The sequence below is a fragment of the Vibrio rarus genome, assembly GCF_024347075.1.
GTDB lineage: Bacteria > Pseudomonadota > Gammaproteobacteria > Enterobacterales > Vibrionaceae > Vibrio > Vibrio rarus.
This window is the reverse complement of record NZ_AP024900.1, coordinates 2835104-2846978: the sequence shown is the minus strand read 5'-3', so window position 1 is coordinate 2846978 and position 11875 is coordinate 2835104. Positions and strand designations below refer to the sequence as shown.

Genomic DNA, 11875 nt, shown 5'->3' with positions numbered 1-11875 from the left:
ATCGACCCCACAATACGTTAGGAAAGAATAAAAAGGACAGTAATTTTACCCCCAGATTACTAAGATCGCTAGCAAATGTTCAAAGATCCAGTGTATAAGATCCAAGTTATTCACAATTTATAGTGAGAATAACCCTAGATCTACATGATTACCCACAGAGCTATACCAAAAAAGCATGATCCTTAAGATTTAATCTCAGGTTATCCCCACAATTTTTCTTCATAACCAAGCAATGCAACCGCATTCATATTCAACCAGTGTCGGTTATTGCTTATACCGTTTAGTTATTATCATAGTATCCGCTTAGATGTAATATTCCCCACATAATCACTAGGAGTAGTAAAATGAAAAACTGGGTGAAAGGGTTAATTTACGCAACAGCATTAGTTGCAAGCTTAGGTCAAGCAGTTCACGCTGCAACAACAGAAGTAAAAGTGGGCATGTCAGGCCGTTACTTCCCATTTACTTTTGTAGAGAAAGATAAACTTCAAGGGTTTGAAGTGGATATTTGGGACGAAATTGGTGTCCGTAATGATTATGATGTGAAATACGTTACATCAAGCTTCTCTGGCCTATTTGGTATGTTAGAAACCGGTCGCATTGACACAATTTCAAATCAAGTCACTATTACAGATGCGCGCAAAGCTAAATACCTTATGTCAGACCCTTATGTTGTAGATGGCGCACAAATTACAGTACGTAAAGGCAATGACAGCATTCAAAGCATTGATGATCTCGCAGGTAAAACTGTCGCAGTGAACCTTGGCTCAAACTTCGAGCAACTTATTCGCGACTACGACAAAGACCATAAAATCAACATTAAGACCTACGATACAGGTATTGAACATGATGTTGCCCTTGGTCGCGCCGATGCCTTTGTAATGGATCGCTTGTCTGCTCTAGCACTGATTAAAAAGACGGGTTTACCACTGCAATTAGCGGGCACACCATTTAAAACCATCGAAAATGCAATGCCTTTCGTTAACAATGAAAAAGGCCAAAAACTGCAAAAAGAAGTCAATGCTGCCCTTGATGCAATGCGCAAAGATGGTACTTTAGCGAAAATTTCTGAAAAATGGTTTGGCGCTGATATCACTAAAAAATAGTGCTGCTATATAAAGTTAACTAAGCTAAATAAAGCTTAGAGCCCACTATTTCTTAAGAGGTAGTGGGTTTTGTTTTTTCCAAACGAGATATAAAAAATGGGATTTGATTTCAATTACTTGCTGGAGTTATTGCCAATACTATTGAAGTATTTGCATATAACAATGGAGATGGCCGTTCTCGGTGGGATATTTGCCCTAATTTTTGCGGTTATTTTAGCCAATATACGAGTATTTAAAGTTCCAGTATTGGATCAAATTAGCCAACTGTATATTAGCTTCTTCCGCGGAACACCATTATTGGTACAGTTGTTCCTGCTTTATTATGGTCTTCCACAAATATTCCCTATTTTAGTCGGTCTTGATGCTTTCAGTGCTGCTGTCATTGGATTAACCTTACACTTTGCCGCCTATATGACGGAAAGTATTCGTGCGGCCATCATAGGCATTGACCGTAGCCAGATGGAAGCGTGCTTGTCTATCGGTATGACCAAACGTCAAGCTATGCAAAGAGTCATATTGCCTCAAGCCACTCGTGTCGCCCTACCCTCGTTAATGAACTATTTCATCGACATGATCAAATCCACCTCGCTGGCATTTACCTTGGGCGTGGCAGAGATTATGGCAAAAGCACAAATGGAAGCGTCTTCCAGTTTTCGCTTTTTCGAAGCATTTCTTGCCGTTGCACTTATTTACTGGGCGGTCGTTATCGTACTTACCCGAGTACAAATTTGGGCAGAAAAAAGATTGAATAAGGCCTACGAAAGATGATTAAACTTAAAAATATCCATAAACGTTTTGCTGATAGTGAAATCCTAAAAGGTATCGATATCGATATTAATAAAGGTGAAATCATCGTTATTATCGGCTCTAGTGGCACAGGCAAGTCCACATTATTACGCTGTGTCAACTTTTTAGAGCGTGCCGAACAAGGACAAATCAGCATTGACGACACTTATGTTAACTGTGAGAAGTACACTAAAGCAGAAGAGTTAGCATTAAGACGCAAAACAGGCTTCGTATTCCAAAACTATGCCTTATTTGCCCACATGACAGCACGACAAAATATCGCAGAGGGCCTAATCACAGTTCAAGGCTGGAAAAAAGAACAAGCGCTACAAAAAGCACAACAAATATTAGATGATATTGGCTTAAGCGATAAAGGCGACAGCTACCCAGCCTCGCTATCAGGCGGTCAGCAGCAACGTGTTGGTATTGGCCGAGCTATGGCACTTAAGCCAGAACTGCTATTATTTGATGAACCCACCTCAGCTCTTGACCCTGAATGGGTAGGAGAAGTATTGAGTTTAATGAAGAAATTAGCCGCTCAGCATCAAACCATGCTGGTGGTCACTCACGAAATGCAATTTGCTAGAGAAGTCGCCGATCGCGTGATCTTTATGGCAGAAGGCAATATCGTAGAACAAGGAAAACCTGAGGATATCTTTGGTAATCCGCAAGATCCTCGCTTGAAAAAGTTTTTAAATCAAGTGGGGATCTAATAAGATCCTTGTGATTTGTTTTATTACAAGTATAATCCGTCGACCGGAATTTCAGAGCAAGTGCTGTTTATAGCCTCTATTTTATAGAATGAGATAACAGATAACTTGCTTTTGAGTTAAACCAATCATTGACTATTTTAAGGACAGTGATTACAATTCCGCCTCTTTGTTGAGAGACGTCGGTATCCCTCTTATATAGAGAGAGATTTTATAGCCCACGTCGGGTTTAACAAGAACCTAAAAACTACTGATCAGTAAAGGTAATAACCATGTCTAAACGCACTTTTCAACCTTCAGTTCTAAAGCGTAAACGTACTCACGGTTTCCGTGCTCGTATGGCTACTAAGAACGGTCGTAAAGTTATTAATGCACGTCGTGCAAAAGGCCGTGCGCGCCTTTCAAAATAATTCGCGATTATTTTGACTACGTACGCGTTCAATCGGGAGTTACGTCTGTTAACTCCCGAGCATTATCAAAACGTCTTTGAAAAAGCTCACAGAGCTGGTTCCCCTCATTTTACAATCATCGCTCGTAAAAACTCTCTGTCACATCCTAGACTCGGATTAGCTGTTCCTAAAAAACAGATTAAAACTGCTGTTGGCCGTAATAGGTTCAAGAGAATTGCACGAGAAAGCTTCCGTCTTAATCAGCATAAACTTGCTAACAAAGATTTTGTTGTTATCGCAAAGAAAAGTGCCCAAGAATTAAGCAATGATGATATGTTTAAACTCTTTGATAAACTATGGCAAAAACTTTCTCGCCCCTCGCGTGGATAGCGGTAGGTCTAGTTTACCTATACAGAGTTGGCATCAGTCCGTTCATCGGACCACGTTGTCGTTTTACCCCAACCTGCTCCGAATACGCAATCTTGGCATTAAAAAGTCACGGATTTGTAAAAGGGTGTTGGTTATCGGGCAAACGTCTATTAAAATGCCACCCTTATAATGATGGCGGATACGACCCTGTACCACCTAATAACACAACAAACAGAGATAAATAACGATGGGTTCTCAACGTAATATTCTGTTTATCGCATTAGCTATGGTTTCGTTCTTGCTATTTAAACAATGGCAAACCGATCAAAACCCAGTAGCTCCTGCGACTAACCAGGCACAATCAAGTACTGCAAGTAATAGTACATTGCCAGCTCCTTCATTTACGGATGAAATGGCAGATCCTGCTCCAGAATCGCACCAGAAGGCAAATATTGTATCCGTTAAAACAGACGTACTTACTCTGTCTATCGATGCTGTCGGTGGTGATGTAGTTTCCGCAAAACTAAATAACTACGCTAAAGACTTTGGTTCAGAAGAACGCTTCACTCTTTTGAGCAAAAATGGCAATGACCAATACATTGCGCAAAGTGGTCTGATTGGTCCTCAAGGGATCGACCTAAGCAGCAACTCTCGCCCACAATACACAGTGGATGCGAAAAGCTTCACTATAGCTGATGGTCAAGATGAATTGCGTGTACCTATGACGTACACAGCTAACGGTATTCAGTACACCAAAACCTTCGTTCTAAAACGTGGTAGCTACGCTATTGACGTTATGTACGATATAGCAAACAACTCGGGCGCAAATGCTACCGTTGGTATGTATGCTCACCTACGTGAGAGCGTAAAAGATTCTGGCGGTAGCCTGACCATGCCTACTTATCGTGGTGGTGCTTACTCAACTGAGTCTACTCGCTATAAGAAGTACAGCTTTGACAACATGCAAGACCGCAACCTACAACAAAACCTAACTAATGGTGAAGGTTGGGTTGCTATGCTTCAGCACTACTTTGCTTCTGCATGGATTCCTCGTGATGCAAAAGGTGCAAACCTTTACTCTCGCGTTGTTGGTAACCTTGGTGACATGGGTGTTCGCATGCCGAATAAAACCATCGCCAACGGTGACACAGGTGAAATGAAAGCAACACTTTGGGTTGGTCCTAAACTGCAAAAAGAAATGGCTGCAGTCGCTCCAAACCTTGAACTTGTTGTGGACTACGGTTGGCTATGGTTCATCGCTAAACCACTTCACTGGTTACTCTCTATGATTCAAAGCGTAGTGATTAACTGGGGTCTAGCAATCATGGTGCTCACCTTCATCGTTCGTGGTGCTATGTACCCACTGACTAAAGCTCAGTACACCTCAATGGCTAAAATGCGCATGCTGCAACCAAAACTGGCTGCAATGCGTGAACGTATCGGCGATGACCGTCAGCGTATGAGCCAAGAGATGATGGCACTGTATAAAGAAGAGAAAGTGAACCCACTTGGTGGCTGTTTACCTCTTATTCTGCAAATGCCTATCTTCATCTCCCTATACTGGGCATTGATGGAATCTGTTGAATTGCGTCACTCACCGTTCTTCGGTTGGATCACTGACCTTTCAGCACAAGACCCGTACTACATCCTGCCTCTATTAATGGGTGCAAGTATGTTTATGATTCAGAGAATGAGTCCGACTACGGTAACGGATCCAATGCAGCAGAAGATCATGACCTTTATGCCGGTTATGTTTACTTTCTTCTTCCTTTGGTTCCCATCCGGTCTAGTTCTATACTGGTTGGTATCAAACGTTGTTACGCTGATTCAGCAAACGTTGATCTACCGAGGTCTAGAGAAAAAAGGCTTACACTCTAAGAAATAGAGCTTAAGTTAGCCTATATTAATCAACAGAAGGCGACCTTAGGGTCGCCTTTTTATTTACTACTATGGGTATCTGTATACAATTTACCTAATTATTCCAATTGAGACGAACATGACTAACGATACCATCGTGGCTCAAGCCACAGCGCCAGGACGTGGCGGAGTCGGCATAATTCGAGTTTCGGGCCCACAAGCTAATCAAGTGGCAAAGTTAGTAGTTGGACGAGAACTGCAACCAAGAAAAGCGGAATACCTGCCGTTTGTTGACGATGCAGGCGTACAGCTCGATCAAGGCATAGCGCTGTACTTTCCAAACCCTAACTCATTCACTGGTGAAGACGTATTAGAGCTGCAAGGTCACGGTGGCCCGGTGGTTATGGATATGCTCATCAAACGTATCCTATCTATTCCTAACATTCGTCCAGCTCGCCCCGGAGAGTTTTCTGAGCGCGCCTTCTTAAACGATAAGATGGATTTAACCCAAGCCGAAGCCATCGCCGATTTAATTGATGCCAGCTCAGAAGAAGCGGCTAAATCGGCATTGCAATCACTGCAGGGGGAATTTTCAAAACGCATTACCACCCTTGTAGAGTCGTTAATTCATCTGCGTATTTATGTTGAAGCGGCTATCGATTTTCCAGAAGAAGAAATCGACTTTTTAGCTGATGGTAAAGTAAGTACTGACTTACAAACTATCATCAACAACCTTGAAGCAGTGCGAGCACAGGCAAAGCAAGGCTCCATTATGCGTGAAGGCATGAAGGTGGTGATTGCCGGTCGTCCTAACGCAGGCAAATCTAGCCTACTCAATGCCCTTTCAGGTAAAGACTCAGCCATAGTCACCGACATAGCAGGCACTACCCGAGACGTCCTTAGAGAGCATGTGCACATAGAAGGCATGCCACTGCACATCATAGATACCGCGGGGTTAAGAGAAGCGTCTGATGAAGTAGAAAAAATTGGTATTGAGCGCGCTTGGGAAGAAATTGAGCAAGCCGACCGAGTATTATTTATGGTTGATGGCACCACAACAGACGCCACTGACCCTCAACAAATTTGGCCAGATTTTGTTGATCGACTGCCCGATAACATGGGAATGACGGTCATTCGCAACAAAGTCGATCAAACCAAAGAATCCCTTGGTATTTGTCACGTTAATGATCCGACATTAATTCGTCTCAGTGCCAAGACAGGCCAAGGTATCGATGCACTACGCACACACCTTAAAGAGTGCATGGGCTTCTCTGGTAACACCGAGGGAGGCTTTATGGCTCGCCGTAGACACTTAGATGCACTGGATAAAGCCGCCCAACACCTGAGCATAGGCCAACAGCAATTAGAGGGTTATTTGGCAGGTGAAATTCTAGCGGAAGAACTTAGAATTACTCAGCAACACCTCAATGAGATCACAGGAGAGTTCAACTCGGATGACCTCCTGGGTCGCATCTTTTCATCATTCTGTATAGGGAAATAACTATGTCTAGCATTCAATTGATCACTGGCAGTACGCTAGGTGGTGCTGAATATGTGGCCGATCATCTCAATGATTTATTCCAAGAAATGGGAATAGATACCTCGATTCATAACCAACCGAACCTACAAGAAATCCCAACCGAAGGGACTTGGCTGATCGTTACCTCCACTCATGGAGCGGGTGACTATCCCGATAACATCCAACCTTTTATTGCTCAATTACAGCAAACTCCCCCTAATACCAAAGCACTAAACTACATGGTTATCGCCATTGGTGACTCCAGTTACGATACCTTTTGTGGCGCAGGTCTGCACTGCCATGAACTGCTAGAAGAGATAGGTGCAACCGCATTATCTGAGTGCTTAACTATCGATGTATTGCGTCACCCAGTACCAGAAGAAGCCGTTGAAGATTGGTTTGAAGACCATAAAGACCTCTTTTAATCCCTCCAATCATCTCCCATTTAAAGCCGTTGCTGCCCTAAAAAGCACAACGGCTTTTGTTTTTTCCTTCCATTTGCTTATAAAACAACCAGCCAATACAATTATTTTCTGTGGATAACTACATAGGTATTCAGTGATCAACCTATAGTTATCCCTATAACAACTTAGTGCGATCCCTACCCCTGTGCATAAGTGCCTATTTTGATCCCAGTTAATACAGAGTAAGATCCCGTTGAGATCACAACAAGTGATCCTCTAAAACCCCTTGATCTTATTGATCAAATACCAGTTATCCACAATGGATCTCTTGCTTAATAATAGATCTAATAAAAGATCTATATAAAGATCTTATATATATTTAAGCGAAGGGAAATTGTGTAAAAAATTAAAAGCAATTTTCTAATGATCAGAAAGAAGGTAGAATATGCCTCCTTTTTGTTCACTCATTTCACGAATGCGATATTCGAGGTCAACTCATGCTTTATCACGAAAAATTTGATGTCATCATCGTTGGTGGTGGTCATGCTGGTACTGAAGCGGCACTATCAGCGGCTAGAACAGGCCAAAAGACACTTCTGTTGACTCACAATATTGATACTTTAGGTCAAATGTCTTGTAATCCCGCCATTGGTGGTATTGGCAAAGGCCATCTCGTGAAAGAAGTGGATGCTATGGGTGGACTGATGGCTCGCGCCATTGATCACGCTGGCATTCAATTTAGAACTCTCAATGCTTCAAAAGGTCCAGCGGTACGAGCCACTCGTGCTCAGGCGGATCGAGCGTTATACAAAGCATTTGTAAGATCAGAATTAGAAAACACCCCCAATCTCACCTTGTTTCAACAATCCGTGGATGATCTGATCGTACACAACGATCAAGTTAAGGGTGTTATCACACAAATGGGCCTCAAATTCGAAGCCAAAGCCGTAGTACTGACGGTAGGTACGTTTTTAGGTGGCAAGATCCATATTGGAATGGAAAGTGCCTCAGGAGGCCGTACAGGCGATCCTTCTTCGATCGCCCTAGCGCAACGATTACGTGATCTTCCATTCCGTGTGGATCGACTAAAAACAGGAACACCACCAAGAATTGATGCTCGCAGCGTCGATTTTAGTCAGCTAGATGTACAGCACGGTGATAATCCCACACCCGTATTCTCGTTTATGGGAAATCGTAGCCAACAGCCACAACAAGTGCCTTGCTATATCACGCACACCAATGAAGCAACCCATGAAGTGATTCGCAATAATTTAGACCGCAGCCCTATGTATGCTGGGGTTATAGAAGGCATTGGTCCTAGATACTGTCCATCTATCGAAGACAAAGTCATGCGCTTTGCCGATAAAAACAGTCATCAAATTTTCATTGAGCCAGAAGGGCTAAGTACTCACGAACTGTATCCAAACGGAATCTCAACCAGCTTGCCATTTGATGTGCAAGTGCAGATCGTTCGTTCCATGAAAGGCTTTGAAAATGCGCACATTGTTCGTCCTGGTTACGCCATTGAATATGATTTCTTTGATCCTAGAGATTTGAAGCACACTTATGAGACAAAATTTATTCAAGGCTTGTTCTTAGCTGGGCAAATCAATGGTACGACCGGTTACGAAGAAGCCGCAGCTCAAGGTCTAATGGCCGGTTTGAACGCCAGTTTGTATTCTCAAGAAAAAGAAGGTTGGTCACCGCGTCGTGATCAGGCTTACATGGGGGTATTGATTGATGACCTATCAACCATGGGCACCAAAGAACCGTATCGCATGTTTACCTCTCGTGCGGAATATCGCTTGTTGCTTCGTGAAGACAACGCCGATATTCGCTTAACAGAAAAAGCCCATCAACTGGGTTTGATTTCTGAACAGCGCTGGGCGCGATTCAACCAAAAAATGGAAAGCATGCAAATTGAGCGTCAACGAATCGCCAGCATTTGGGTTAATCCAAAATCAGAAGGCGTGGCTGAGCTCAATAACTTGTTAAAAACACCGTTGACCCGAGAAGCCAGCGGTGAAGATCTTTTGCGTAGACCTGAACTCACTTATCAAAAACTGACAGAGCTAGAAACGTTTGCTCCGGCTCTTGAGGATCAACAAGCTTCTGAACAAGTGGAAATTCAAGTGAAGTACGAAGGCTATATTCAGCGTCAACAAGATGAGATCGCTAAATCTATGCGTCACGAAAATACTCAAATACCAGTGGATTTTGATTATACCACTGTGTCTGGCCTATCCAATGAAGTGGTGGCTAAGCTGAGTGATACTAAGCCTGAAACCATTGGTATTGCCTCTCGCATATCAGGTATTACACCAGCGGCCATCTCAATTTTGTTAGTGTGTTTAAAAAAACAAGGTTTGTTGAAGAAAGGCGAGGAAAATGCAAAATGAGTTTACATCAACAACTCGAATTACTTATTGCAAAAACAGAATTGACGGTTTCACCAAAACAAATTGATCAATTAGTCGGCTATGTGGAACTATTGAACAAATGGAATAAAGCCTACAACTTAACGTCAGTACGCAATCCACAGGATATGTTAATTAAGCATATTATGGACAGTATTGTGGTTTCTCCTCACTTACAGGGGCAACGATTTATTGATGTGGGGACAGGCCCTGGTTTACCCGGTGTTCCATTGGCAATTATGAATCCCGATTGCGAATTTTTCTTGTTAGATAGTCTTGGTAAGCGTATTCGCTTTATCAAACAAGTATTGCACGAACTTAAAATTACAAATGTAACAACCGTTCTTAGCCGAGTTGAAGAGTTTCAGCCACAGCAGAAGTTTGATGCAGTATTAAGTCGAGCATTTGCTTCAATGACTGACATGGTGACTTGGTGTCGTCATTTGCCCAAAGACCAATCTGGCGTGTTTATGGCCTTAAAAGGGCAAGCTTCGCAACAAGAAATCGATCAACTGCCTGATTGGTGTAACGTGATCAGCGTCAAACCTTTGACAGTACCTGAGCTCGATGGTGAGCGACATCTTGTAGTCTTACAAGACCAAGATCAGAGAAGAGTTTGAGCGTGGGAAAAATAATATCGATTGCCAATCAAAAAGGTGGTGTAGGCAAAACCACAACCTGCGTTAACTTAGCTGCCTCAATGGCCGCAACTCAACGCAACGTTTTAGTTATTGATCTCGATCCTCAAGGCAATGCCACTATGGCAAGCGGAGTGGATAAGTATCAAATCGAAACGACAGCTTATGACTTGTTGGTAGAAGAAACCCCTTTTGCAGAGGTGGTAACACGCTCACCAACCGGTGGCTACGATTTAATTGCAGCAAACGGAGATGTGACTGCGGCAGAAATCAAACTAATGGAAGTATTTGCTCGTGAGGTGAGGCTAAAGAACGCCTTGGCCAGTGTCCGAGACAACTATGACTTTATTTTTATTGATTGCCCACCGTCATTAAACCTGCTGACCATTAATGCAATGGCGGCGTCCGATTCAGTGTTAGTGCCTATGCAGTGCGAGTATTTCGCCCTTGAAGGATTAACCGCATTGATGGATACCATCAGCAAGTTAGCTGCAGTTGTGAATGAAAACTTAAAAATAGAAGGGTTGTTGCGCACAATGTTCGATCCTCGAAACCGTCTCTCAAATGAGGTTTCCGATCAATTAAAGCAACATTTCGGCACTAAAGTTTATCGTACAGTGATACCTAGAAATGTACGTTTAGCTGAAGCACCGAGCCACGGTAAACCAGCAATGTATTATGATAAGCATTCTGCTGGAGCAAAAGCTTATTTAGCCCTTGCGGGCGAGATGTTGCGCCGTGATGAAGTTACAGCCTAAAACTATTTCTGAGGAATAAAATTAATGTCAAAGCGCGGTTTAGGTAAAGGATTAGATGCACTGTTATCAACCAGTGCAATCGCAAGAGAAAAAAGTGCTCCAACGGTGGATACAAAACCTGTCCATGCGTCAAATAGCGGAGACATGCAAGATATCGCTGTTGAACAACTCCAACCTGGTGTTTATCAGCCTCGAACAGACATGGACGAAGAAGCATTAACTGAATTAAGTGCTTCTATTCGTTCACAAGGTATTATCCAGCCGATTGTTGTTCGTCAAGTGGATAACAGAAAATATGAAATTATTGCCGGTGAACGACGTTGGCGCGCAGCAAAACTTGCTGGGTTAACTCAAGTTCCTTGTGTGGTTAAGCGTGTTCAAGATAAAGCCGCCATCGCCATGGCGTTAATCGAGAATATTCAACGTGAAAACCTAAATGCAGTAGAAGAAGCGCATGCCTTAGAAAGCTTACGCACTAAATTTGAACTATCGCATCAACAAATTGCTGAAGTAATAGGTAAATCACGAACGGCTGTGAGTAACCTATTGCGTTTAAATCAGTTAGAAAATGAAGTGAAAAAATTGGTTTCTGATGGATTGCTGGACATGGGCCATGCTCGAGCGCTTTTAGCCATCGACGGTAAGCAGCAAGTAGAATTGGCTCTACATGCCGTCAAGAAACAACTAACAGTGAGACAAACGGAACAACTGGTCAAAAAAACTCTTCAACCGCCAACAAAAACAGATGAAAAAATCATCGATCAAGAAGCGGTTAATTTGTCAGAAAAATTGTCAGAACAACTAGGAAATGAAGTTTCTTTGATTAGGAACAAAAGTGGTAAAGCAAAATTGACAATTAGTATTGACGAACCTCACAAATTAGAACTGTTAATCGCGAAGCTTCAACGCATCGTGTGATAAT

At 42.7% G+C, this 11875-nt stretch carries 13 protein-coding genes; all 13 read left to right on the top strand.

Annotated elements, in window-relative coordinates:
- Positions 1–344: 344 nt before the first annotated feature.
- A complete protein-coding gene (locus tag OCU56_RS13040; RefSeq protein WP_261873577.1) occupies positions 345–1106 on the top strand; it encodes an amino acid ABC transporter substrate-binding protein in 762 nt (253 codons plus the stop codon).
- A gap of 96 nt (positions 1107–1202) precedes the next feature.
- Complete coding sequence (locus OCU56_RS13035; RefSeq protein WP_261873576.1) at positions 1203–1874, top strand: amino acid ABC transporter permease; 672 nt, start codon at positions 1203–1205, stop codon at positions 1872–1874.
- Complete coding sequence (locus tag OCU56_RS13030; protein WP_261873575.1) at positions 1871–2605, top strand: amino acid ABC transporter ATP-binding protein; 735 nt, start codon at positions 1871–1873, stop codon at positions 2603–2605. The genes OCU56_RS13035 and OCU56_RS13030 overlap by 4 nt, the downstream gene beginning before the upstream one ends.
- 269 nt (positions 2606–2874) lie before the next feature.
- Positions 2875–3012 (top strand): 50S ribosomal protein L34, encoded by a 138-nt coding sequence (gene rpmH, locus OCU56_RS13025; protein ID WP_004400210.1) that lies wholly within the window; start codon positions 2875–2877, stop codon positions 3010–3012.
- Between the two features lie 45 nt (positions 3013–3057).
- Positions 3058–3381: a ribonuclease P protein component gene (gene rnpA / locus OCU56_RS13020; RefSeq protein WP_261874824.1), complete on the top strand. Its 324-nt coding sequence runs from the start codon at positions 3058–3060 to the stop codon at positions 3379–3381.
- Positions 3348–3605, top strand: coding sequence for a membrane protein insertion efficiency factor YidD (gene yidD / locus OCU56_RS13015; protein WP_261873574.1), 258 nt, complete (start codon positions 3348–3350; stop codon positions 3603–3605). The genes rnpA and yidD overlap by 34 nt, the downstream gene beginning before the upstream one ends.
- Positions 3606–3607: 2 nt before the next feature.
- Positions 3608–5245, top strand: coding sequence for a membrane protein insertase YidC (gene yidC, locus OCU56_RS13010; protein WP_261873573.1), 1638 nt, complete (start codon positions 3608–3610; stop codon positions 5243–5245).
- A gap of 111 nt (positions 5246–5356) precedes the next feature.
- A complete protein-coding gene (gene mnmE, locus OCU56_RS13005) occupies positions 5357–6718 on the top strand; it encodes a tRNA uridine-5-carboxymethylaminomethyl(34) synthesis GTPase MnmE (RefSeq protein ID WP_261873572.1) in 1362 nt (453 codons plus the stop codon).
- Positions 6719–6720: 2 nt separating this feature from the next.
- Complete coding sequence (mioC, locus tag OCU56_RS13000) at positions 6721–7161, top strand: FMN-binding protein MioC (RefSeq protein ID WP_261873571.1); 441 nt, start codon at positions 6721–6723, stop codon at positions 7159–7161.
- Between the two features lie 476 nt (positions 7162–7637).
- Positions 7638–9539 (top strand): tRNA uridine-5-carboxymethylaminomethyl(34) synthesis enzyme MnmG, encoded by a 1902-nt coding sequence (gene mnmG / locus OCU56_RS12995; RefSeq protein ID WP_261873570.1) that lies wholly within the window; start codon positions 7638–7640, stop codon positions 9537–9539.
- Positions 9536–10177, top strand: a complete 642-nt coding sequence (rsmG, locus tag OCU56_RS12990) for a 16S rRNA (guanine(527)-N(7))-methyltransferase RsmG (RefSeq protein ID WP_261873569.1) — start codon at positions 9536–9538, stop codon at positions 10175–10177. The genes mnmG and rsmG overlap by 4 nt, the downstream gene beginning before the upstream one ends.
- A gap of 2 nt (positions 10178–10179) precedes the next feature.
- Positions 10180–10953, top strand: coding sequence for a ParA family protein (locus OCU56_RS12985; protein WP_261873568.1), 774 nt, complete (start codon positions 10180–10182; stop codon positions 10951–10953).
- A gap of 24 nt (positions 10954–10977) precedes the next feature.
- Entirely contained in the window at positions 10978–11871 is an 894-nt protein-coding gene (locus OCU56_RS12980) for a ParB/RepB/Spo0J family partition protein (protein ID WP_261873567.1), read from the top strand.
- Positions 11872–11875: the final 4 nt, after the last annotated feature.